Genomic DNA, 21681 nt, shown 5'->3' on the forward strand with positions numbered 1-21681 from the left:
TAATTTGGAGCGAGTAACGAGGTTCGAACTCGTGACCTCGACCTTGGCAAGGTCGCGCTCTACCAGCTGAGCTATACTCGCAAAACTCTGGTATTACTCAGGCTTAACGCCTTAAGTAAATGGTGCCCGGGGCCGGACTTGAACCGGCACGCCCTTTCGAGCGAGGGATTTTAAATCCCTTGTGTCTACCGATTTCACCACCCGGGCAGACAACTTTTTGTAACTGGTTAACACTAACAGCCGCGTTATGGAGGCGGGTCCCGGAGTCGAACCGAGATGGACGGATTTGCAATCCGCTGCATGGCCATTCTGCCAACCCGCCAATCAAACAGTGCTTTACTCTTGTTAAGAGTTGGAGCGAGTAACGAGGTTCGAACTCGTGACCTCGACCTTGGCAAGGTCGCGCTCTACCAGCTGAGCTATACTCGCAATGCTTATGGCCATGTGCCTTAACACGTGACGCATTCTACTGTTTTAATTAAGCCAGTCAATAACAAATTAGTAGTTTTACAACTGACTGCTTAAATTTTAACTGACTTGCGAACATGTTTACTACTGCTGCGACAAATCTTGCCAGGCCGCACTGACATATTGATACATTGACCACAGGGTTAATATCGTCGCCAGATATAACATGGCATAGCCCACCGGGGTAAACCAGGCTAACAATGCAAATTGTGGCTGCCAGATTAAACCGATTAGTGCCAGCATCTGGGCAATAGTTTTATATTTACCCAGATTGGAAACTGCCACATTGGCCCGCTTACCAATTTCAGCCATCCATTCGCGCAACGCTGATATCGCAATTTCACGACTGATAATAATAATGGCCGGAATGCTGAACCACAGTGACTGCTCATGAATAGCCAATACCACCAGCGCCACCGCTACCATCACTTTATCGGCTACCGGGTCTAAAAAGGCGCCAAAAGGTGTCGACTGTTGCAGTTTCCGCGCTAAATAGCCGTCGAGCGCATCAGTAATGGCCGCTAAACAAAAAACCAGCGCGGCCCAGAAGCGGTAGTGTTCCCAGCCAGAATAAAAACAGTAAATAAATACCGGGATCAACAGTAGTCTGAACATAGTCAACAGATTGGGAATATTCCACATATAACAGTTCTCACAGAAACAATGCCGCTATGCTACTTGTTATGGCAAGCCTGGTAAATCTTTTCTGCTTGCTGGCGGGAAATACCCGGCACTGAACTAAGTTCAGCGACCGACGCTTTCAATACCCCCTGTAAGCCACCTAAATATTGCAATAATGCCTGACGACGCTTCTCACCTACCCCGGCAATATTTTCCAGCGGGCTTTTACTCATGCTCTTGCCACGCTTGCTACGATGGCCGGTAATAGCAAAGCGATGAGCCTCATCCCGGATTTGCTGAATTAAATGTAAAGCGGGGCTGTCACCGGGCAGATGCAATTGTTTGCCGCTATCACCCAGGATCAGTGTTTCCAGGCCGGGTTTACGGCTAATTCCTTTGGCAATACCGATAAGTAGTGGCATCTTTTGGTGTGGCCAGTGCGCAAACTGTGCCAGCGCAATATTCAGCTGGCCCTGACCACCATCAATAAAAATAATATCCGGAATTTTTGTTTCGTCTGTCAGGCGGCTATAACGCTTCTGCAGGGCGAACTGCATTGCTGCGTAGTCATCGCCGCCGGTGATACCGGTAACGTTGTAGCGGCGATACTCCTGCTTATAAGGGCCCTCACCGTCGAATACCACACAAGAGGCAATGGTCGCCTGCCCCATGGTATGGCTGATATCAAAACATTCCATCCGTTTAATATGGTCACTAAGCCCAAGTAACAACTGCAGGGCTGAGTAACGCAACTGCATTTTCTGGCCCGCTGATTGCCGGCTGTCACAAGCAAGCTCTGCATTTTTTTGCGCCAGGCTCAGATATTGCGATTTTTCACCCCGCTTGGCAGCAATAATCCGCACTTTGCGCCCGGCAGCTTCGCTGACAGCATCGGCCAGTGATTCAGCATCGTCCAGTGCCAGCGGTACAATAATTTCTGGTGGTATTTGCTGACCACCACCACCACTGAGATAAAACTGCAGTAAAAAGGCACTGAGCACTTCTTCCGGCTCAGTATTAGCGGGCACCTTGGGGTAATATGACTTTGAGCCCAGAATTTTTTGCTGGCGCACAAACAGCACATGCACTACTGCCACCTGCGCCGACTTGGCAAAACCAATAATATCTAACTCTGCATGTTCGCCACTGACATATTGCTGTTCCTGCACTTTACGAAGCGCGGTAATTTGATCGCGAAAACTGGCCGCCTGCTCAAAAGCCAGTTGCTCACTGGCCAGATTCATTTTCTGTACCAGCTGCTCGACCACTTGCTGATTTTTTCCACTAAGAAACAAACTGGCCAGTTGGACCTGCTCAGCATAATCTTCATCCGATATTTTTCCAACACAGGGCGCCGAACAAAGCTTTAACTGATATTGCAAACAGGGCCGGGTACGGGCCCGGTAAAAACCATCTTCGCATTGGCGGATAGGGAAAATTTTTTGTAAGCTTTTCAGGCTTTGCCAGACCGCGCCGGCATTGGGATAGGGACCAAAATACTGGCCGCTGTGTTTGCGTGGGCCGCGATGCGAACTGATCCTCGGATGCTTGTGCTCAGATATCAGGATATAGGGATAAGACTTATCGTCGCGCAGCAGTACATTATACTTGGGCATAAACTGTTTGATCAGGTTATTTTCCAGGATCAGTGCTTCAGTTTCGCTATGGGTTGCCGTAATGTCAATGCTGGCTATTTGTGCCACTAAGGCCCGGGTTTTAACACTATCCAGCTGCTGACGAAAGTAACTACTGAGGCGCTTCTTCAGATCCTTGGCTTTGCCAACATAGATAACCTGCTCAGCCTGGTTAAACATCCGATAGACACCAGGTTGAGCAGGAACTGAAGCTAAAAAAGACTTAGGATCAAACATCAAATCAGGAGGACACCTTGGCAATGTCAATCATGCCATGGCGTAACGCCAGATGGGTTAATTCTACATCACCGCTTATCGCTAATTTTTCAAACATCCGGTAACGATACGAGTTAACGGTTTTAGCACTGACATTCAGCTGCTCAGCAATATCAGTAACTTTCTGACCACGAGTGATCATCAGCATGATTTGCAGCTCTCGATCAGATAAACCCTCAAACGGATTTTCGCTATGGTTATTAACCTTAGCCAAGGCCATTTTTTGCGCCACTTCATCAGAAATATGCCGCACGCCGCTATACACTTTACGAATAGCAGACACCATTTCCTTTGGCGCTGAATTTTTTGAAATAAAACCTGCCGCCCCCAATTGCATTACTTTGGTAGGCACCGGTTCTTCACACGATACTGACAATGCCAGTACCTTAATATCCGGGCAAAAATGTAATATGCGCTTGGTTGCAGTCATGCCTCCCATACCTGGCATGTTCATATCCATCAGCACAACATCGGGTTCATGCTGGCGACAAAATTGCAGAGCTTCTTCACCGGAGCCAGCTTCGCCTATCACCTTGATACCACGCTCATCCATTAGTATGCGACTGATCCCAGTTCGTACAAGCTCATGGTCATCAACTAACAACACGTTAATCAACTTGGCTTCTCCGTCTCACTGGTTTTTAGTATTTTTATGCCGTTAGCATAGTCGAGCCTAAGCTTTTCTGCTAACTGGTTCGACACCATTATTATTGATCTCGGCGTTTTCAGTGATTAGTGTGCCAGAAAGGTAAAAAATTAGGAAACATTATTCCAAAACAATTTAACATCGGCTGATAAATATGAATTTCGGGAGGAATCAAAGGTCGGGAGAAAATAGTTACTGCAGATAAAATGGCGGAGGGAGAGAGATTCGAACTCTCGGTGGGCTATTAACCCACGCCGGTTTTCAAGACCGGTGCATTAAACCGCTCTGCCATCCCTCCGCGCTACGGGGCGAATATTAAGAACTCCCCCCGGCTTTGTAAAGCGCTTTTTATCAGCTTTTGGCTGTTTGGCTATAAATCAGCCAGCAAAGCAGCATTTTTCAATATTATTTGAACGTTAACGGCGATTACTGTCTGCTAAAAACGCAAAAACCACCTTGCGGTGGCTTGCGTATACTGCACTATAACTATTAGGTTAAGTGGCGGAGGGAGAGAGATTCGAACTCTCGGTGGGCTATTAACCCACGCCGGTTTTCAAGACCGGTGCATTAAACCGCTCTGCCATCCCTCCAGCGCTGCGTATACTAATCAGTTTGGCTCAGAAAAGAAAGCCAAAAGTTAAAAATTTTCAGTGGTTGCTGATTTTTATCAGATAACTACTGGAGCTACGGGAACTTAGTCAGTATGATAACAGCCAAACGTGACATACTATTCAGCTAAAGGAGACTGCATATGTCTTACAGAGAAACCAGTAGTATCAACACCGTCAGTAGCGGTATTGAAATAAACAAAGTACTACGCAACACCTACTTTTTACTGGGCCTGACCCTGGCATTCAGCGCATTAACTGCGGTGATCGCTATGGCAATGAACCTGTCGCCGCTGGCATCCATTGTCTGCTTTGTTGCTGGCTTTATTATGTTATTTGTCGTTAACAAGAAAGCTGACTCTGCCAGTGGCATTTTCTGGGTATTCGGCTTTGCCGGTGCGTTAGGCGCCTCTTTAGGGCCACTATTAAATGCTTATGCCGGCCTGGCTAATGGTCCAAGTCTGATTATGCAGGCACTGGGCGGTACCGCTGTTATTTTCTTTGCCTTATCGGCCTATGTATTAACCACCCGCAAAGACTTCTCTTTTATGGGCGGTTTTTTAATGGTGGGGTTAATTGTCGCGCTGGTAGCTATTATTGCCAATATCTTTCTGGCTATCCCGGCACTTAGCCTGGCAGTCAGTGCTGCCATTATCATGATCATGTCTGGTTTTATCCTGTTTGATACCAGCCGGATCATTCATGGCGGCGAAACTAACTATATCCGCGCTACTGTTGGTTTATACCTGAACATCTTTAATATTTTCGTTCACCTGTTGAGCCTGCTGGGCATTATGGGCGACGACTAACTCTTTGCCGAAACAATAAGCTGCGCTAGAATACCCCGTCCTGTACGGGGTATTTTTTTATGAGGCCACCTTGACTGCTTTTAGCCTGATGTTAACCACCAGCCCGCTGGCTGGCCAGGATTTTGCCAGTGCCCTGCAATTTGCCCGCACCGCCATTGCGGGCGGCTACCCGGTTGCGCAGGTTTTCTTGTACCAGGATGCGGTAATGGCGGCAGCCGCCACAATCGATTTACCCACAGATGAGCCTAACTTAAGCCAGCAACTGGCCGACTTTTGCCAGGCGAAACAAATCCCGTTGTTATATTGCGTCACCGCGGCTGAAAAACGTGGGCTGGTGCCAGCCACAACAGGTTTTATTAGCGCAGGCCTGGCTGAGTTTGCCATACGCCTGGCTAACACTAAGCTGGTACAGTTCTGATGCAACATATCGCCATTTTACAACGGCAAAGCCCGTATAATAGTAGCGCCGGGCGCGAAGCGCTTGATCTTACTCTGGCATTGGCTGCCGTTGAGCACAGGCTTAGCCTGATATTTTGTGCTGATGCAGTTTACCAGTTACTGGCCGTTAACCAACAAAGCAATTTCCCGCTGAAATATTACCAGCAGAGCTTTAAGTTATTTGGACTGTATGATATCGAGCACGTCTACGTTTGCCAGCAGTCACTGCAACAACGCCAACTCGATAGCAACGATTTAGCGTTACCGGCACAGCAGGTTGATCCCGTGCAGTTAAAGCAGCTGTTGGCTACTCAGCAACAAATAGTGTGTATTTAAATGAAACTGATTAACCTGACGCGCCCGGATGTCAATATTGCAGAGCTGGCACTGATCTGCGACAGCACAGACACCCTGCTACTACGCCAGGATGCAGTCTATCTGGCCGCCCGCAACGATATCTGCTGGCCTTGCAGCATGATACTGGCACTCAGTTCGGATCTGATGGTGCGCCAGATCACGCCCATTGCTGGCATCAAGCCAATTACTGCTGAGAAATGGGTAGAACTCAGTGCCAATGCGTCGCAGGTACTGTTATGGCGCTAGCTTATATTACCGTAGCTGGTCAACCGCTGGCGCTGGATAAGCATGGCTATCTGGCTGACCTGAACCAGTGGCAACCGGCCGTAGCAGAGCATTTTGCCAAGCTGGAAAAAATAACCTTAACCACCGCCCACTGGGAAGTGATTCAGTTTGTCCGGGATTTTTATCAGGAATTTGGTACCTCACCCGCTATCCGGGTATTGGTCAAAGCTATGGCGCAGCAGCTGGGGCCAGATAAAGGCAATAGCAAATATCTGTTTATGCTTTTTCCGCACGGTCCGGCGAAACAAGCAACCCGGCTGGCTGGCCTACCTAAACCCGCTCGTTGCTTGTAACCGTCACGAGCGGGAGAGTTACTACTTTATTTAAGGTGGGTTTGGCCTGCCATATATGGCCTCAGTACCTCAGGGATCTCAACACTGCCATCAGGCTGCTGGTAGTTCTCCAGAATCGCTACCAAGGTGCGGCCTACGGCCAATGCTGAGCCATTTAAGCTGTGCAACAACTCAGGCTTTTTCATCTCAGCGCTGCGGTAGCGCGCTTGCATCCGTCTGGTTTGAAAATCACCCATATTGCTACAGGATGAAATTTCCCGATAAGTATTTTGCGCCGGCAACCATACTTCCAGATCATAGGTTTTGCTGGCGCCAAAGCCCATATCACCAGTACACAGCAGCATCACCCGGTACGGTAAACCTAATAGCTGCAGTACTTTTTCGGCATGGCCGGTGAGTTGTTCCAGCGCTTGCATTGATTGCTCTGGCTGTACCAGCTGCACCAGTTCCACCTTATCAAACTGATGCTGGCGGATCAGGCCGCGGGTATCCCGGCCATAAGAGCCAGCTTCACTGCGAAAACAAGGGGTGTGAGCGGTAAACTTTAGCGGTAGTTCACTGGCATCAACAATGCTGTCGCGTACCAGATTGGTTACCGGTACTTCAGCGGTTGGTATTAACGCCAGGCCTTGCCCCTCTTCTGTTGCCGGCTGGGTATGAAATAAATCAGCACCAAACTTTGGTAGCTGCCCTGTACCGTATAAACTGGTATGGTTAACCAGATAGGGTACATACAGTTCTGTATAGCCATGTTCGCCGCTGTGTAAATTCAGCATAAACTGCGCTAATGCCCGGTGCAGCCGTGCCATCTGCCCTTTCATCACAATAAAGCGGGTACCAGCGAGTTTTACCCCGGCAGCAAAATCCAGGCCCTCGGCAAAGGCTTCGCCCAGCTCAACATGATCTTTTACCGGAAAATTGAACTGGCGGGGCTCACCCAGTTGACGCACCAGTTTATTTTCCGTCTCATCTTTGCCTACCGGTACCGACTCATCCGGCAAATTAGGGATGGTTAAGGCCAGTTGCTCAACTTCTGCTAATACTTCATCTAACTTAGCTTTGGCAGCATCCAGCTCAGCCCCTAAACCATCAACTTCTTTGAGCAGCGGTGCAATATCCTCGCCGCGGGCCTTGGCCTGACCAATGCCCTTAGATTTACTGTTGCGCTGGTTCTGTAACTCCTGGGTTTGTACCTGTAATACCCGGCGCTGCTCTTCCAGCGCGGTGAATTTATCAACATCCAGGATAAAACCGCGGCTGGCTAAACGTGCCGCAGTCACCGCTAATTCAGTACGTAAAAATTTTGGATCTAGCATAATAATCAGTTCTTCTGTCGGCTGAAGCCAAAACTGGCAGACAAGGTTAAAATAACAGCCCCGAATATTAACCAGCTCAGGCAGAAAATGAAATGCCTTCGTTAAACATAGTGAAAAGAAAGCTTATTCTTTATGGCGTTGCTGCGGGCTTTGCGCGTCCAGCTGGCGTAAGTAGCGCAACTTTTCAGCAAGTTGCTTTTCCATGCCTCTGTCTGATGGCTGATACAACCGCTTATCTGCCAGTTCAGCTGGTAAATAACTCTCGCCAGCAGCATAGGCTCCCGGTTCGTTATGGGCGTAACGATACCCTTCGCCATGGCCCAGTTGCTGTTGCAGTTTACTGGGGGCATTGCGCAGGTGCAGCGGTACCGGATAATCAGGCAGCTCTTCAGCGAGCTTGCGCATCTGCTTAAACGCGGTATATACCGCATTGCTTTTGGGCGCCAGCGCCAGATAGACTGCCGCCTGAGCAATAGCGCGCTCGCCCTCTGCCGGCCCTACCCGGTTAAAGGTATCCCAGGCATTCAGGGCCAGGGTTAATGCTCTGGGATCAGCATTACCAATATCTTCACTGGCAATCGCCAGTAAACGGCGGGCCACATATAATGGGTCGCCGCCGCCGGCTAAAATGCGGCAATACCAGTACAACGCCGCATCGGGATCTGAGCCTCTTACTGATTTATGAAATGCCGATATCAGGTCGTAGAACATATCGCCCTGATTATCAAAACCCGGTAGTTGTCGTGGCACTATCTGCTTAAGCAATGCACTGGTGATCACGCGGCTGGCAGCAGCATCTGCCATGCTAAGTTCTGCTGCCTGCTCCAGAATATTCAGTAATTTGCGGGCATCACCGTTAGCCAGTTGCAATAATAGCTGCTCGGCATCAGTTGCTATTGTTAACCCTAACAGCCCCAGGCCTGCTTTTTCATCGGTTAAAGCACGCTGCATTACCTGATGTAAATCGGCATCAGTCAGGGCTTTTAATACACATACCCTGGTGCGGGATAAAATCGCATTATTCAGAGCAAACGCTGGGTTTTCGGTAGTGGCACCAATAAAAATAATGGTGCCATCTTCAATATAAGGTAAAAACGCGTCTTGTTGCGATTTGTTAAACCGATGCACTTCATCAACAAACAATAAGGTTCGCTGCTGATATTGTTGCTGGCGTTGCTGCGCATCACTTATCGCCTGGCGTATATCTTTCACACCACTGGTGACCGCGGATAACTTTTGTAAGCTGGCATCGGCGTGGCTGGCAATCAGCTCAGCCAAGGTGGTTTTACCGGTACCCGGCGGGCCCCACAAAATAAGCGAATACACTTTACCGGCCAGTACGGCCTGATAAAGCGGTGTGCCCGGGCCCACCAGATGCTGCTGACCAACATAGTCACTCAGGCTTAATGGTCGCAGGCGCGCGGCCAACGGCCGGATGTCATCACTGAAGTCGAGCGCTAAATTAGCCATAAACCTTAATGCTGACGCTGATCATCGATATCGACACCATCCGGAATGCGAAATACAAACTGCTGATCATCAATCTCGGGGTTTAAGCTGGCACCTGTAAAGCGAAACACGCTTTGTTGCTGATTAATATCAATCACCGTCATTTCGCTCAGGCCATTTTTATTAAACGCCAGTACCAGTTGCTGCACCGGGTTATTGCTGTCAAGTGGATGAATAATAAAGACCTCTTGCTGGGCAATCACCTGATATTGCTGCCATAAGGCCGGATCAGTGGTCGTCAGCAAGGCAAAAGCCGTTTGCCCTACCTGGGCTTTTGCATCATAGATGCTTACCTGCTCCAGCAATTCATTATAAAACCACAGGTTTTCACCATCGCTAACCAGTAAAACCGGCTCAGGTTCAATGCCTTCAAACCTAAAGCGGGCTACTTTTTTCAGCAATAGCTTGCCCTCGCCTTGCTGCAATAACTGCTGCTGTTCGTCAAATACCTGCTGCTGATAGCGGGCAGAGAAACTATCAATCCTGGCCAGTTCAGCCAGTAACTGCGCACTGCCATCAGGCGCGCTTAGCCGTTGTTGCTGGATCTGGTTTAAATGTGGGGCGAAATCCACGGTGGCCGGCTGCTGGGCCAGACTCAGATTACTGAACAATGCTACCAATAACGCCAGTTTTTTCATTTAATACCCTTTAGGTTGTGCCGGCACCATGACTTCACGGTTACCATTATGGCCAGGACCACTGACCACCCCACTCATTTCCATTTGCTCTACCAACCGGGCAGCCCGGTTATAACCAATCCGGAACTTACGCTGAACGCCAGACACTGAAGCACGACGACTCTCAATTACATGGGCCACTGCCTGGTCATACAACGGATCGGCTTCGCCATCATCACCTTCCAGGGTTTCACCTGGTAGCAGGCTTTCTTCACTGGTTTCACCGCTTAAAATCTCAGAGATATAATTGGGTTTACCGCGTTTTTTCCAGTCAGCTACAACCGCATGTACCTCATGGTCATCCACAAAGGCACCATGCACCCGGTTTGGCACGCCTGAGCCAGGTGGCAGGTATAACATATCGCCCTGCCCCAGCAAGCTCTCCGCGCCTTGCTGGTCGAGGATGGTTCTGGAGTCAATTTTCGATGACACCTGAAACGCGATCCGGGTGGGAATATTAGCTTTAATTAAGCCGGTTATCACATCAACCGACGGCCGTTGCGTTGCCAGAATTAAGTGGATGCCGGCTGCCCGGGCTTTTTGGGCAATGCGGGCAATCAGCTCTTCCACCTTTTTACCGACAATCATCATCATGTCGGCGAATTCATCAATTACCACAACTATTGCCGGTAGTTTTTCCAGTAACGGCACTTCGCTGCGCATATCGTCTGATGGCTTCCAAAGTGGATCTTTTAACGGTGTGCCGGCAGCAATCGCTTCTTTTACCTTAAGATTGTAACCTTTTAAATTACGCACCCCTAAGGCCGACATTAGTTTATAACGCCGCTCCATTTCCCCGACACACCAGCGCAAGCCATTGGCAGCGTCTTTCATATCGGTAACCACTTCGGTAAGCAAATGGGGAATGCCTTCGTAGATGGATAACTCGAGCATTTTCGGGTCAATCATTAAAAAACGCACATCATCCGGCGTAGACTTATACAGTAAGCTACAGATCATAACATTAACGCCAACTGACTTACCGGAGCCGGTGGTACCGGCTACCAATAAATGTGGCATTTTTGCCAGATCAGCTACCACCGACTTACCGGCAATATCTTTACCTAATACCATGGTCAGCGCCGACTTCGACTCGGTAAAAATTTCATCGCCAATCACTTCTGATAACCGGACAATTTCCCGATGCTGATTAGGCAGCTCTAAACCGATAAATGACTTACCGGGGATGACTTCTACTACCCGGACACTGATCGCGGATAACGAGCGGGCTAAGTCTTTTGCCAGGCCCGTTATTTTGCTGACTTTTACCCCAGGCGCTAAATCCAGCTCAAAACGGGTAACCACCGGGCCCGGATGCACACCAACAACCTGAGCTTCTACATTAAAATCAAGCAGCTTGGCTTCAACTAAGCGCGACACCCGCTCCAGATCCACCGGGTCAATTGGATTTTGTGCTTTGTCAGGACGGTCTAACAAGGCCAGTGACGGTAACTCTTCCAGGCTATGTTGCACTTCTTCGCTGTCGTCAGGCTCCTCTTCATCCGGAAATTGCATTAACGGGTCCAGTTGCTCTCTTGGCTCCAGTTGAGCCAGCGTTTTAGACACATGTTCACGATTGAGGGGCTCATCCACGGCACTGAATGACAACTGCTCGTCTGCCAGTTGATCCAGGCTATAGTAAGATTTCGCTTCAGTTTTCGGATTCAGCGGCGTGATCGGCAGTGGCTCAGTTAATTTAGGCTCACTGAATAATGCAGGCTCAGCACGCTGCTTCGATGGCACAGGCTTAGGCGGCTGACTCAGCTGCAAAGGAGCAGGCTCTGCCGTTTCATATTCGTCGCTTTCCGGCGGTGCACTGCCAAAACGTTCAGACAGCCATGCCGGCAAGTTTACTATGCCCTGCCAGATTTTAAAGCAGGCGACTCCAAGGTAGTCGGCCACCGTTAACCAGGAAATGCCGGTCATCAAGGTAAGGCCAGTGGCAAAGCCGGCCAGTAATAATAAACTGGTACCAATAAAATTAAAGGACGGGAGTAATAGCGTACTGGTGATATCGCCAACAGCCCCGCCTGAAGAAAAGTAATAAATATCATTAAAATTCATGCTGCTGATAGCGGTTGCACACACCAGAGTTAACACCAGACCAATCAGGCGCAGGCCCAGAATAAGATAATCCAACGCAAACACATCGTGATAGCGTTTAAACAGTAAATAGCCCAACACGGCAATCAGAAAAGGCACCAGATAAGCAATCCAGCCAAAACTAAACAGCAAGATATCGGCCACCCGGGCGCCAATACGACCGGCATAGTTATTAACAGACGTCTGATAACCTGTTTGTGACCAGCTTGGGTCGGCCGGGTCAAACGACAACAATGCTAACAGCAGGAACAACGCCAGGGCCGAGAACAGGATTAAACCAACTTCGAGCAAGCGTTGTACGCCATTTAACGGAAATAATAGTTTGCTTTGCAAATGATGGGCCTCATTATTTTTATTCTGTCTGCGCAGACCTTGCTACCATACCAGAGCCAGCAAAAAAGTGCATCAGTGCCTTTATACAACAAGCCTGCAGCAAAGCGATGCCAGTAGCAGACTAAGCCTAATACAGTGAAGATTAACCGCGGCTTTATCGGCTGATTCATTGCGACATCGCGACAAAACTACTTTGTTTTACTTCTTCCATCACCACATAAGTGCGGCTTTCCCGCACACTTGGCAATCTGAGCAGGGTTTCCCCTAAAAGTTCACGATAGGCAGCCATATTGGCCACCCGGGTTTTCAGCAGAAAATCGAAGCTGCCAGATACCAGATGACATTCCTGAATTTCTGCCAGTTTTTGCACTGCTTTGCTAAACTCATCAAAGTCTTCCGGTGAAGTTTTACTTAAGGTAATTTCAACAAAGACCAACAGGGCCGCCCCTACTTTATGAGGGTCAACCTGAGCGGTGTAGCCTATGATATACCCTTCTGCTTCAAGTTTGCGCACCCGCTCCAGGCACGGTGTCGGGCTTAAGCCAACCCGGCGGGCTAACTCAACATTCGCCAGGCGGCCATCGTGCTGCAGTTCGGTCAGTATTTTACGGTCAATACGGTCTAACTTCTTGATGCTCTTACTTAAAGAGTACATAACAGTGAAAACCACCTATTTTTAAATTTAAACAGGATTTTGCACTAAGCCAAGGCATTAAAACAAGCATTAATTCTGTATTTTACGCTGTATACTGCGCACAAATTTTACCTCTAACCAACAGGGCGGAATATTATGATAATCGGCATTCCAAAAGAAATAAAAAACCATGAATACCGGGTAGGTATGACACCAGCCAGCGTGCGCGAATTAATCGGCCATGGCCACAGTGTTTATGTTGAGCACAATGCCGGGATTGGCATTGGTTTTACTGATGAAGACTATACCGACACCGGTGCAGTGGTACTGGCGACCGCAGCAGAAGTGTTTGCCAAAGCTGAAATGATTGTTAAGGTAAAGGAGCCACAAGCGGTTGAGCGCGCACTGCTGCGTGAGGGCCAGATCCTGTTTACTTATCTGCACCTGGCACCGGATTTACCGCAAACTGAAGATTTAATTAAATCGAAAGCCGTTTGTATAGCCTATGAAACCGTCACTGATAGTAAAGGTGGCTTACCACTGCTGGCGCCGATGTCTGAAGTGGCTGGGCGCATGTCGATTCAGGCCGGTGCGCGTGCCCTGGAAAAATCTTGTGGTGGCCGCGGTGTGTTATTAGGCGGAGTGCCAGGCGTGGCGCCAGCCAAAGTAGTCATTATCGGTGGTGGTATGGTGGGTACTAACGCTGCGCAAATGGCGGTAGGCTTAGGTGCCGATGTGTCAGTGCTGGATCGCAATGTTGACGTACTGCGCCGGATTAATGCTCAGTTTAATGGTGCAGTAAAAGCTATTTACTCAACCGCTGCCGCGCTGGAGCAGGAAGTACTGGCCGCTGACTTAGTGATTGGTGGCGTGTTGGTGCCTGGTGCAGCCGCGCCTAAGCTGATTACTGCTGAGCATATCAAACGCATGAAACCTGGTTCTGCCATTGTAGATGTCGCCATTGATCAGGGTGGCTGTGTTGCAACGTCGAAGCCAACCACTCATGCCGATCCAACTTATATTGTTGATGAAGTAGTACACTACTGTGTAGCCAATATGCCAGGAGCGGTACCTCGTACTTCTACTTTTGCCTTAAATAACGCTACCCTGCCCTTTATCATTCGCCTGGCAAACAAAGGCTACAAGCAGGCGTTGCTTGATGACAAACATTTACTGGCAGGCTTAAACGTTTACCACGGTAAAGTGACTAATCAGGGCGTAGCCGATGCGCTGGGCTTTACTTATGTTGCACCAGAGCAGGCAATTGCGAATAAATAAGCCAGGGTAAAAACTGCTTTCCTCTGTTAAAAAACCGGCTTTTGGCCGGTTTTTTGTTTTTTTGATCAATTAATTTCGTTATTTTAATAATAAAGCTATACATCCAGCTCAGACCTGTTATATTGCTCCCCGGCCTGTAAAGCAGACCTATGTAACAAAATGTTTTTGAAAACTTCGCTACACAGCTTCATAGTAAGTCATGTCCCTGAAGATTCACGCACGTTTGCCCGCATAAGTAAATTTAACAGTCAGGCTAACAGCGCATTAAGCGTAATTTAGTTTCATTAAAATTTTTAGGAGTCATTCATGGCTAAAGTAACTGGTGTAGTAAAGTGGTTCAACGCAGATAAAGGTTTCGGTTTCATTACTCAGGATAATGGCGGCGCTGACGCGTTCGTTCACTTCCGTGCAATTATGTCTGAAGGTTACAAAACCTTAAACGAAGGTCAGCGCGTTGCTTTCGAAATTGAACAAGGCCAGAAAGGCCCTCAAGCTGCTAACGTAACTGTACTTTAATAGTAACGTTCGCTCAGTTTAAAAAAGCGGCCGTTTTAACGGCCGTTTTTTATTAGCTGACGTTTTAAGGCTAGCTGCCTTAGTAATAAAAAAACCGCAAAATGCGGCTTTTTTATTGCTAAGTAACCATACTGCTAGTTAGCGATTGGCGCTACCGGCAACGTGGGGTATTTAATGCCCGCCATATCGTTCATAACCCGGATAACCTGGGTGCTGTAACCAAACTCGTTATCATACCAAACATACAGCACGCAGCGGTCACCATCGACGATAGTGGCTTGCGAGTCAACCACACCGGCGTAGCGTGAACCGACTAAATCAGACGACACTATTTCAGTAGAACTGGTGTAATCAATTTGATCCTGTAGTTCAGAGAATAACGAAGTGCGCTGCAAAAAGGCATTCAGCTCTTCACGGCTGGTTTCTTTATTCAGGTTTAATGACAGAATCGCCATAGATACATTGGGTGTTGGCACCCGGATAGCATTGCCGGTAAGTTTACCTTTCAGCTCAGGTAATGCCTTAGCAACGGCACTGGCAGCACCGGTAGAGGTAATAACCATATTCAGTGGCGCAGCACGCCCCCGCCGTTCAGCTTTATGAAAGTTATCAATCAGGTTTTGATCGTTAGTATAAGAGTGCACGGTTTCAACATGACCATTGCGAATGCCAAATTCGTCGTTCAGCGCCTTTAAAACCGGAGTAATGGCATTGGTGGTGCAGCTGGCTGCCGACACAAACTTGTGCTCTGGTAATATCATATGCTGGTTCACACCATACACAATATTAGGCACCTCACCTTTTGCCGGTGCTGTTAACAGCACTTTAGCCGTACCTTTGCTCTTAAAATGAATGGCTAATTCAGTATCGTCTTTCCAAATGCCGGTGTTGTCCACTACCAGAGCGTTGTCGATACCGTAGGCCGTGTAATCCACCAGCTCTGGTGAACTGGCATAAATTACCTTGATAAAAGTACCGTTAGCCTTAATGCCCTGATTCTCTTCATCCACGGTAATGCTACCGTTAAAAGGGCCATGAATAGAGTCACGACGCAACAGACTGGCACGTTTTTCCAGATCACCTTTTTTACCGCCACGCACCACTATCGCTTTTAAGCGCAGTTTACTGCTGGGGCCTGAACGCTCCAGCATCAGCCGGGCCAGTAACCGACCAATCCGGCCAAAACCATACAGCACAACGTCAACAGGGGTGGTTAGATCTTCATGATCAAGAATATCGGCCAGCTCTCGCGCCAAGTACTGCTCCAGGCTTAAACCGGCGCCAGAGTCTTTAAACAAAAAGCCATATGCCAGCTTACCAATATCGACCCGGCCCGGCGCCAGGTTCATTTTACTTATCGCTTCCAGCACCGGAAAACTCTCGCGCAGCCGCAGTTTATCGCCTTCAAAGCGCTCTACCGTTTTGTGCGCTTTGATAATATCGATAGTAGTGGCATTAACCAGCGGGCGGCCATATACCACCACCTCAATTCCTTTGTTACGATACAGCCGACCAATGATCGGCTGCATATTTTCGGCGTATTCCTGGCGCTCCTGCCAGCTTTTCTGGTACTGCTCTGCGTGTGATAGGGTCATGTGTCGGCCTTTTACTTCAAGAAAATGAATTAATCGGAGCCTCGTGCTGCTTTGTAGGGTACAGCTTGTTTACGAAAGGCGGCACATTGTAATAGATCTTGAAACCTTACCACAACCATTACAGGTCAATTTCAGGTTTTTGTTATGTGCTGAAAGGTTAAACTCACCGAGTTAACACAATAGCGTTGGCCGGTTGGCTTGGGGCCATCGTCAAATACATGGCCAAGATGGGCGTCACAACTGCTACACAGAATTTCAGTACGCTGCATACCATGGCTGGTATCGCTATGGTATTTGACCTTGCCTTCTAATGCCTGATAAAAACTGGGCCAGCCGCAACCGGCGTCAAATTTTGTATCGGAGGAAAACAGCACTGCGCCACAACAAACACAATGGTAAGTACCGTCTGCAGTATGGTGCAACAACTTACCAGTAAAGGGGTACTCGGTGCCTTTTAGCCGGGTTACCCGGTATTGCTCATCCGTTAAACGTTGTTGCCACTGTTGCTCAGTTAACTTCATAATACCTTCCGGCTGACGATAGCATAGGATCATTACACTACTCTTGTTGCACTACAAGCTTAGCGTTATTGTGGCATTTTGCCGTTTATTTCAGAAAAATGCCGTTTGTCATAAAAGGCCCCTTTTCCAGACAGAGGTCATACACTGAGTTGGCGTTACCGACAATTCAACACAGATGATTATGCGTAAAACACTATTTTGGTTCACCCTGGTACTTGGCTTATTGCTGGTGTCGCCACTGCATGCTGAGCCATTAACCGGGAAATGGCGCGGTAAGTTACAAATTAGCCCACAAGACGCCTTAATTCTCTATCAAGCTATAATCGGCACAGATATTGCTGCTAATATTGCTGTGACAGGGTAAGCAACTTACTTCAATTGCACCATTTTACGAAAACTGACGTATACAACGCTATGGTCAGGGCAATGTTAACAGGGTTAATAGCAGCGGGTGACTAACATGCTGATGAGTACTAAGTTCGTCAGACTGGATTTAAACTACAACTGCGAAATACATAATTTGTTTCGGCAGCAGCGCCATTATATTGCCCCCCACCCGGCCGAAACTGCTGAACATTTTGCCAAACGGCTGTTAGCTTACCTTACTTTGTATGAGTTAAACCCTACCTTAAATCAACACCCTAACATGGGCAGACAGCCTGATTTATATCTGCAGGACGCCCAGCAACATTTTACGTTATGGGGTGCCGTGGATCCTTTAACTGAGAAAAGCCTGCGACGCGCATTGCATCAGGCTGATCAGGTGATTTTGTTTTTGTCAGAACAACAGGCAAACAAAAATAGCAATGTCCCCTGTTATGCCAAGGCCGACTGCTACCAATTCAGTGAGACCGACTTAACCCGCCTGGCGCTGATGCTTAAACCACATATGCAGCTTAGCGTCTGGCGTGAACAGGATAAACTCAGCCTGACTGATGGTACTGCCGTACTGGATATTCAACTGCAACACTGTACCTGGCACTGACATATCATGCGTCAGAAGCGCATTAAGTCTCGCCGTACAGCTTGCATCAGCTGTTGTGATTTGGTTTGTAACTGACTAGCCGCTTGTTGCAGCTCTTCACCGATACCCTTAACGGCTTCGTAGTTTTTGCTTAGGGTAATAGCCACCAGGTTATTCATTTGTTCAGTCGATACCACTAACAGCGCCTGATAGCGTTGTTGCAAGCCCTGCAAAATTTCCGCGACATCATCAGCTGCACTAAGTGTAAGCTCTGCAGTAAGTTTATCCAAAGTACGAACCTCAATATCATTCGCACTGGTAACCTGCTGCACCTCACCGGAAAACCACAATGTCGCCGTAGCACTGGCGGCGGTATCATCTGTGGCTTCTGCTGCCTGGTAACGGCGATTAAATTCGCTGAACAGCGGTAAAAATACCGATTGGTAATCGTTTTGATGGCGATAACAAAAATCTTCCAGCGCATTACAGTACTCTTCGTAACGGCATATTTTAAGCTCGTAGACTTTACGGCGCCGTTCCAGCTCCAGATCCAGTGACTGTTGCAGTTTTTGCAGGCGGGTGTTGCTGCTGTGCTTAGCAAAGCAAAATAGGGCAAACCACAATAAATTAATCAGAACAAACAGCCAGATGTAATAGTCAGGCAGGGCTTGCGCCGGCAATCTGGCAAGTGCAGTAGTGATGGTCTCCATTCCTCTCCTATTCAAGCAAGCATGTTATCCGTGGCTAACGATACACCTTGCCGTTCAGGCTATGAACTGCCGCTGAATTACTGACCTGTAGACTTAGTCCCGGAACAATTGCTCAATGCTTCGCCGATAACGTGATGATAATGTATCCAGCTTTTGTAAATCCGTCACAAGCTGTTTTATCTGGTTTTCATTGTCTGCCAACAAATAACTGTAACCACCACTGGCAGAGGTTAAAATGCCCATATTCAGTTGAACTGAGCCATCGTCCGAGCGTATAAACACCAGATTATTACGAATATTAAAGCGCTCTGCACTGTACTGGAAAAACTGCAACGCGTATTCCAGCTGCTGAAACGAGGTGGGATAACTACTACGCCTGGCTGGGTAGTCGCTGACTGAACGGCTAAGCTGGTCCTGCCTGGCATAAACCGTATCAGGTTTGGTAGCACTGAGCTGAAAGTATAGCCGGCAAAAGCCAGGTTTTTTTTGTTCAATTAACTGCCAGCAGGCAGCATTGCGTTCGTTGTTAAACTGCACGGTAACGGCAGCTGCCAGCTTAAACGGCATGAATAACAAGCCAACAACTAACCACACATATGGCATTCTGTTTAAGATCACACCGCGTCCTCCATTACTTACATCTACAACTCGTACTACAACTTACGCTGTACGAGTATTAAGTTATAGTTGGATTAGTCGGGGCATGCAATTGATAAATCTGTTTAATCTACATTAGCTGGATAATACGACACCACTGGCAGAGTTTTTCGCCCGGTACATCGCTTTGTCGGCTTGTCTAAACAGTGCTTCTGCCGTGTCGCCGTCAACTGGTGATATCGCAACACCAATGCTGATCTTTATTTGCAGATCCAGCCCCTCATACTCAAAATCTTCAGCTACACAAGCTACCAGCTGCTCAGCCAGCCGCTTAACATCCGCGGTCTCTTTAACGTCTAATAGTAAACAGACAAATTCATCGCCCCCCCACCGGCTTACCATATCTTCATCACGAATAAATGATTGCAGGCGGTTGGCTACGGTTAACAGCACCTGATCGCCCATATCGTGGCCGTGAGTATCGTTAATATGCTTAAATTTGTCGACATCTATCACCAACATTGCCAGCTGCCAATCGTGTCGTTTAGCCTGCACCAAAGCATGTTGCAATGCCTGGTCAAACGATGCCCGGTTAGGTAAACCTGTCAGGGTGTCAGTCAGGGCGAGCTGTTGGGCATCCCGTCCCGCCTCTTGCGCTTGCACCAGATTATTGCGCACACCGGCTAAATCGGCTTTCATATCATGCAGTTCTGTTTCAATACCTTGCCGGGTCGCAATTTCTTTAGCCAACTTTATATTTACCCGCTGTAAATCCTCTGCCGCTTTACTTACCTTGCCCTCAACCTTTTCATTCTGAGTAAGCGCCACTTTCATCTGACCCACAGTTGTTTTGCCTTGCTTCAAAACATCATTTACTAAGGTTATTTCATCAGCGGCTTTTCTGACATTTTTTTTAATTGCTTCATTCTTTTTAAGCACACCGCCTAGCGTAGCGCTCTTATCACCGGCAATTCCTTTTGCTACGTTTTTTTCTGCTGACATAGTCACCTCTGAAGTCAAACCGGCTGAGCATAACAGCTATTATAAACATGCTCTGTGCGCTATCGCACTTAAGGGTGCGTTTCAAACTATCTTCTGCCAACCTTAACGCCATTCGTATTAAAGGTAATATGACCCAACTAACATTCGTAGTTGATTTAGAGACATTTGTTGTTTAGTTTAACAATCTACTGTGGGCAGATAACGAGTATAGAATTGAAACCAGTACATTCATTGCTGTTGGTACTAAGCATCTTAGCTGTTTTGCCGGTAGTTGCAGAAGTTGAGCCCGCTGACCAGGACAATGCCATCAATCTTAATGACAAAGACTTTCCGTGGCAGTTGGTGGTTGATCGCGGCAAAATTTTAGGTTGTGTCTATGACAATAAGTTTTACTCGCTGGGTGCGATTTTAATTCTGGAATCGCTGCCCCGCAAATGTGAGCTGGCATCAGACAGAAATGGCCAGTGGCAGCAGTTATCTGAGGCCGAACTGCTGTTACTGCAAGAAAATGTAAAACAACAGCAAGCCGTGCAACGGGAAGCAACCTATATTGGCAACGAGCCGATAAACGAACAAGAGGCCAGGCTGATCCGTTATTTGCGGAATGTTAAAAAACAAACTGAGGCTAACACAACCCGCTTGCGTAACTGACTAGTTGTCACTCTCTTCGCGGCCGGCTTCGGTAGGAAGCGTTACTTTAGGAATAGCTGCCACGTTGGTTATAACCTGTCGTTGGCGCAGATAAGGTAACAAGATATCCGTCTCTTTTTTCACTACGTCATAGCATTCGCAGCTAAGTCTCTCGAGTTTGGGACGGTCTAACACCTTAATTAAACCGCGTGAGTAGGAGATGGCTCCTAGTTGCTGCAGTTTTGACGCAGCCACATTTACGCCTTCCCGCCTTACACCGAGCATGGTGCCAATAAATTCCTGGGTCATGGTCAGGTGATTATGCGATAAACGATCCATAGACAGTAACAACCAGCGGCAAAGCTGCTGATCAATAGAATGATGCCGATTGCACACAGCCGTTTGCGCCACCTGGGTAATGAGTGACTGGGTATAACGCAACATCAGCATTAGTAACTGGCCGTGGCGATTGAATTCTTCTTTTACCTTGGGCCGCGGCAGACGATAAGCGTGCCCTGCACTTTGCACCACTGAACGGTTTGGCGAGCTTTCGCCCCCCATAAACAAACTGATACCCAATAGCCCTTCATTACCTACTACCAGGATGGCGGTTGATTCACCGTTTTCCATCAGATATTGTAACGACACGATAGCATCGGTTGGAAAATAAACATGCTCCATTGGCCGGCCAGCTTCGTACATCAGCGCGCGCAGTGGCAGCGCTACCAACTCTAAATGTGGAAAAAGCCGGGCCTGCACTTCAGGCGACAACGCGGCCAACAAGTGATTTTGCTGCGGATGAGCTTGCGGTTTCACGGACATGTAAATTCTCGTTAAATTGGACTAGTGACGACAACCCGG

At 48.0% G+C, this 21681-nt stretch carries 24 protein-coding genes and 6 tRNA genes; 10 read left to right on the forward strand and 20 right to left on the reverse strand.

The window, feature by feature from the left end; translation table 11 throughout:
- Nucleotides 1–5: 5 nt before the first annotated feature.
- The 9 genes from WG68_RS04805 to WG68_RS04845 form a co-directional block, all read right to left on the reverse strand.
- A tRNA-Gly gene (locus WG68_RS04805) sits at nucleotides 6–81 on the reverse strand.
- Nucleotides 82–120: 39 nt separating this feature from the next.
- Nucleotides 121–207 (reverse strand) — tRNA-Leu (locus WG68_RS04810).
- 41 nt (nucleotides 208–248) lie between these two features.
- A tRNA-Cys gene (locus WG68_RS04815) sits at nucleotides 249–322 on the reverse strand.
- A 31-nt stretch (nucleotides 323–353) separates the two neighbouring features.
- A tRNA-Gly gene (locus WG68_RS04820) sits at nucleotides 354–429 on the reverse strand.
- A gap of 123 nt (nucleotides 430–552) precedes the next feature.
- The gene (gene pgsA, locus WG68_RS04825) at nucleotides 553–1110 is read right to left on the reverse strand and encodes a CDP-diacylglycerol--glycerol-3-phosphate 3-phosphatidyltransferase (RefSeq protein WP_046556505.1); all 558 of its coding nucleotides are present in this window, start codon (nucleotides 1108–1110) and stop codon (nucleotides 553–555) included.
- Nucleotides 1111–1142: 32 nt separating this feature from the next.
- The gene (gene uvrC, locus WG68_RS04830) at nucleotides 1143–2960 is read right to left on the reverse strand and encodes an excinuclease ABC subunit UvrC (RefSeq protein WP_046556506.1); all 1818 of its coding nucleotides are present in this window, start codon (nucleotides 2958–2960) and stop codon (nucleotides 1143–1145) included.
- Between the two features lie 4 nt (nucleotides 2961–2964).
- Entirely contained in the window at nucleotides 2965–3606 is a 642-nt protein-coding gene (gene uvrY / locus WG68_RS04835) for a UvrY/SirA/GacA family response regulator transcription factor (RefSeq protein ID WP_456059087.1), read from the reverse strand.
- A gap of 246 nt (nucleotides 3607–3852) precedes the next feature.
- Nucleotides 3853–3943: transfer RNA gene (locus tag WG68_RS04840), tRNA-Ser, on the reverse strand.
- Nucleotides 3944–4144: 201 nt separating this feature from the next.
- Nucleotides 4145–4235 (reverse strand) — tRNA-Ser (locus WG68_RS04845).
- Nucleotides 4236–4396: 161 nt separating this feature from the next.
- Between WG68_RS04845 and WG68_RS04850 the strand changes: the two genes are divergently transcribed.
- The 5 genes from WG68_RS04850 to WG68_RS04870 all read left to right on the forward strand — a co-directional run bounded on the left by WG68_RS04850 (nucleotide 4397) and on the right by WG68_RS04870 (nucleotide 6435).
- Nucleotides 4397–5062, forward strand: coding sequence for a Bax inhibitor-1/YccA family protein (locus WG68_RS04850; protein ID WP_046556508.1), 666 nt, complete (start codon nucleotides 4397–4399; stop codon nucleotides 5060–5062).
- A gap of 70 nt (nucleotides 5063–5132) precedes the next feature.
- Nucleotides 5133–5480 (forward strand): DsrE/DsrF/TusD sulfur relay family protein, encoded by a 348-nt coding sequence (locus tag WG68_RS04855; protein WP_083981797.1) that lies wholly within the window; start codon nucleotides 5133–5135, stop codon nucleotides 5478–5480.
- The gene (gene tusC, locus WG68_RS04860; RefSeq protein ID WP_046556510.1) at nucleotides 5480–5836 is read left to right on the forward strand and encodes a sulfurtransferase complex subunit TusC; all 357 of its coding nucleotides are present in this window, start codon (nucleotides 5480–5482) and stop codon (nucleotides 5834–5836) included. The genes WG68_RS04855 and tusC overlap by 1 nt, the downstream gene beginning before the upstream one ends.
- Entirely contained in the window at nucleotides 5837–6103 is a 267-nt protein-coding gene (locus WG68_RS04865) for a DsrH/TusB family sulfur metabolism protein (RefSeq protein WP_046556511.1), read from the forward strand. It begins immediately after the preceding gene.
- Entirely contained in the window at nucleotides 6094–6435 is a 342-nt protein-coding gene (locus WG68_RS04870; RefSeq protein ID WP_046556512.1) for a TusE/DsrC/DsvC family sulfur relay protein, read from the forward strand. Before WG68_RS04865 ends, WG68_RS04870 begins: the two co-directional genes overlap by 10 nt.
- Before the next feature lie 26 nt (nucleotides 6436–6461).
- Here the strand turns inward: WG68_RS04870 and serS are convergent, their stop codons facing one another.
- From serS to lrp, 5 genes are all read right to left on the reverse strand, one after another.
- Nucleotides 6462–7751 (reverse strand): serine--tRNA ligase, encoded by a 1290-nt coding sequence (serS, locus tag WG68_RS04875; protein ID WP_046556513.1) that lies wholly within the window; start codon nucleotides 7749–7751, stop codon nucleotides 6462–6464.
- A 123-nt stretch (nucleotides 7752–7874) separates the two neighbouring features.
- Nucleotides 7875–9221 carry a replication-associated recombination protein A gene (locus WG68_RS04880; RefSeq protein ID WP_046556514.1) on the reverse strand — a complete coding sequence of 449 codons (1347 nt, stop codon included), beginning with the start codon at nucleotides 9219–9221 and terminating at the stop codon, nucleotides 7875–7877.
- Between the two features lie 5 nt (nucleotides 9222–9226).
- A complete protein-coding gene (gene lolA, locus WG68_RS04885; RefSeq protein ID WP_052748967.1) occupies nucleotides 9227–9898 on the reverse strand; it encodes an outer membrane lipoprotein chaperone LolA in 672 nt (223 codons plus the stop codon).
- The gene (locus tag WG68_RS04890; protein ID WP_046556515.1) at nucleotides 9899–12373 is read right to left on the reverse strand and encodes a DNA translocase FtsK; all 2475 of its coding nucleotides are present in this window, start codon (nucleotides 12371–12373) and stop codon (nucleotides 9899–9901) included.
- Between the two features lie 166 nt (nucleotides 12374–12539).
- Nucleotides 12540–13028: a leucine-responsive transcriptional regulator Lrp gene (lrp, locus tag WG68_RS04895; RefSeq protein ID WP_046556516.1), complete on the reverse strand. Its 489-nt coding sequence runs from the start codon at nucleotides 13026–13028 to the stop codon at nucleotides 12540–12542.
- Nucleotides 13029–13163: 135 nt separating this feature from the next.
- Here lrp and ald point away from each other — a divergent pair, with 135 nt between their 5' ends.
- Together ald and cspE are read left to right on the forward strand one after the other, a co-directional pair.
- Nucleotides 13164–14285, forward strand: a complete 1122-nt coding sequence (gene ald, locus WG68_RS04900; RefSeq protein ID WP_046556517.1) for an alanine dehydrogenase — start codon at nucleotides 13164–13166, stop codon at nucleotides 14283–14285.
- Nucleotides 14286–14591: 306 nt separating this feature from the next.
- On the forward strand, nucleotides 14592–14801 hold the full coding sequence (gene cspE, locus WG68_RS04905; RefSeq protein ID WP_046556518.1) for a transcription antiterminator/RNA stability regulator CspE: 210 nt from the start codon (nucleotides 14592–14594) through the stop codon (nucleotides 14799–14801).
- A gap of 134 nt (nucleotides 14802–14935) precedes the next feature.
- Here cspE and WG68_RS04910 read toward each other — a convergent pair whose 3' ends face one another.
- The gene (locus WG68_RS04910) at nucleotides 14936–16396 is read right to left on the reverse strand and encodes a glyceraldehyde-3-phosphate dehydrogenase (RefSeq protein ID WP_046556519.1); all 1461 of its coding nucleotides are present in this window, start codon (nucleotides 16394–16396) and stop codon (nucleotides 14936–14938) included.
- Nucleotides 16397–16527: 131 nt separating this feature from the next.
- Entirely contained in the window at nucleotides 16528–16917 is a 390-nt protein-coding gene (gene msrB / locus WG68_RS04915; protein ID WP_046556520.1) for a peptide-methionine (R)-S-oxide reductase MsrB, read from the reverse strand.
- Between the two features lie 181 nt (nucleotides 16918–17098).
- Here msrB and WG68_RS04920 point away from each other — a divergent pair, with 181 nt between their 5' ends.
- Nucleotides 17099–17281, forward strand: coding sequence for a hypothetical protein (locus WG68_RS04920; RefSeq protein WP_152663026.1), 183 nt, complete (start codon nucleotides 17099–17101; stop codon nucleotides 17279–17281).
- Between the two features lie 102 nt (nucleotides 17282–17383).
- Entirely contained in the window at nucleotides 17384–17902 is a 519-nt protein-coding gene (locus WG68_RS04925; protein WP_161796352.1) for a YaeQ family protein, read from the forward strand.
- Between the two features lie 11 nt (nucleotides 17903–17913).
- Here the strand turns inward: WG68_RS04925 and WG68_RS04930 are convergent, their stop codons facing one another.
- The 3 genes from WG68_RS04930 to WG68_RS04940 all read right to left on the reverse strand — a co-directional run bounded on the left by WG68_RS04930 (nucleotide 17914) and on the right by WG68_RS04940 (nucleotide 20190).
- Nucleotides 17914–18591 carry a hypothetical protein gene (locus tag WG68_RS04930; protein WP_046556523.1) on the reverse strand — a complete coding sequence of 226 codons (678 nt, stop codon included), beginning with the start codon at nucleotides 18589–18591 and terminating at the stop codon, nucleotides 17914–17916.
- A gap of 93 nt (nucleotides 18592–18684) precedes the next feature.
- Nucleotides 18685–19209: a hypothetical protein gene (locus WG68_RS04935; protein ID WP_152663027.1), complete on the reverse strand. Its 525-nt coding sequence runs from the start codon at nucleotides 19207–19209 to the stop codon at nucleotides 18685–18687.
- Nucleotides 19210–19323: 114 nt separating this feature from the next.
- Nucleotides 19324–20190, reverse strand: a complete 867-nt coding sequence (locus tag WG68_RS04940; protein ID WP_046556525.1) for a GGDEF domain-containing protein — start codon at nucleotides 20188–20190, stop codon at nucleotides 19324–19326.
- 213 nt (nucleotides 20191–20403) lie between these two features.
- Between WG68_RS04940 and WG68_RS04945 the strand changes: the two genes are divergently transcribed.
- A complete protein-coding gene (locus tag WG68_RS04945; protein WP_152663028.1) occupies nucleotides 20404–20841 on the forward strand; it encodes a hypothetical protein in 438 nt (145 codons plus the stop codon).
- Here the strand turns inward: WG68_RS04945 and WG68_RS04950 are convergent, their stop codons facing one another.
- Nucleotides 20842–21642 carry a Crp/Fnr family transcriptional regulator gene (locus WG68_RS04950; protein ID WP_046556527.1) on the reverse strand — a complete coding sequence of 267 codons (801 nt, stop codon included), beginning with the start codon at nucleotides 21640–21642 and terminating at the stop codon, nucleotides 20842–20844.
- Between the last annotated feature and the right edge of the window lie 39 nt (nucleotides 21643–21681).

It is taken from the genome of Arsukibacterium ikkense (assembly GCF_000987775.1).
In the GTDB taxonomy this organism is placed as follows: Bacteria; Pseudomonadota; Gammaproteobacteria; order Enterobacterales; family Alteromonadaceae; genus Alishewanella; species Alishewanella ikkense.

Excerpts from the sequence above, each read along its gene's own strand:
- pgsA (WP_046556505.1), bottom strand. The coding sequence starts at position 1,110 with ATGTGGAATATTCCCAATCTGTTGACTATGTTCAGACTACTGTTGATC.
- uvrC (WP_046556506.1), bottom strand. The coding sequence starts at position 2,960 with ATGTTTGATCCTAAGTCTTTTTTAGCTTCAGTTCCTGCTCAACCTGGT.
- WG68_RS04850 (WP_046556508.1), top strand. The coding sequence starts at position 4,397 with ATGTCTTACAGAGAAACCAGTAGTATCAACACCGTCAGTAGCGGTATT.
- tusC (WP_046556510.1), top strand. The coding sequence starts at position 5,480 with ATGCAACATATCGCCATTTTACAACGGCAAAGCCCGTATAATAGTAGC.
- WG68_RS04865 (WP_046556511.1), top strand. The coding sequence starts at position 5,837 with ATGAAACTGATTAACCTGACGCGCCCGGATGTCAATATTGCAGAGCTG.
- WG68_RS04870 (WP_046556512.1), top strand. The coding sequence starts at position 6,094 with ATGGCGCTAGCTTATATTACCGTAGCTGGTCAACCGCTGGCGCTGGAT.
- serS (WP_046556513.1), bottom strand. The coding sequence starts at position 7,751 with ATGCTAGATCCAAAATTTTTACGTACTGAATTAGCGGTGACTGCGGCA.
- WG68_RS04880 (WP_046556514.1), bottom strand. The coding sequence starts at position 9,221 with ATGGCTAATTTAGCGCTCGACTTCAGTGATGACATCCGGCCGTTGGCC.
- lolA (WP_052748967.1), bottom strand. The coding sequence starts at position 9,898 with ATGAAAAAACTGGCGTTATTGGTAGCATTGTTCAGTAATCTGAGTCTG.
- lrp (WP_046556516.1), bottom strand. The coding sequence starts at position 13,028 with ATGTACTCTTTAAGTAAGAGCATCAAGAAGTTAGACCGTATTGACCGT.
- ald (WP_046556517.1), top strand. The coding sequence starts at position 13,164 with ATGATAATCGGCATTCCAAAAGAAATAAAAAACCATGAATACCGGGTA.
- cspE (WP_046556518.1), top strand. The coding sequence starts at position 14,592 with ATGGCTAAAGTAACTGGTGTAGTAAAGTGGTTCAACGCAGATAAAGGT.
- WG68_RS04910 (WP_046556519.1), bottom strand. The coding sequence starts at position 16,396 with ATGACCCTATCACACGCAGAGCAGTACCAGAAAAGCTGGCAGGAGCGC.
- msrB (WP_046556520.1), bottom strand. The coding sequence starts at position 16,917 with ATGAAGTTAACTGAGCAACAGTGGCAACAACGTTTAACGGATGAGCAA.
- WG68_RS04920 (WP_152663026.1), top strand. The coding sequence starts at position 17,099 with ATGCGTAAAACACTATTTTGGTTCACCCTGGTACTTGGCTTATTGCTG.
- WG68_RS04925 (WP_161796352.1), top strand. The coding sequence starts at position 17,384 with ATGAGTACTAAGTTCGTCAGACTGGATTTAAACTACAACTGCGAAATA.
- WG68_RS04930 (WP_046556523.1), bottom strand. The coding sequence starts at position 18,591 with ATGGAGACCATCACTACTGCACTTGCCAGATTGCCGGCGCAAGCCCTG.
- WG68_RS04940 (WP_046556525.1), bottom strand. The coding sequence starts at position 20,190 with ATGTCAGCAGAAAAAAACGTAGCAAAAGGAATTGCCGGTGATAAGAGC.
- WG68_RS04950 (WP_046556527.1), bottom strand. The coding sequence starts at position 21,642 with ATGTCCGTGAAACCGCAAGCTCATCCGCAGCAAAATCACTTGTTGGCC.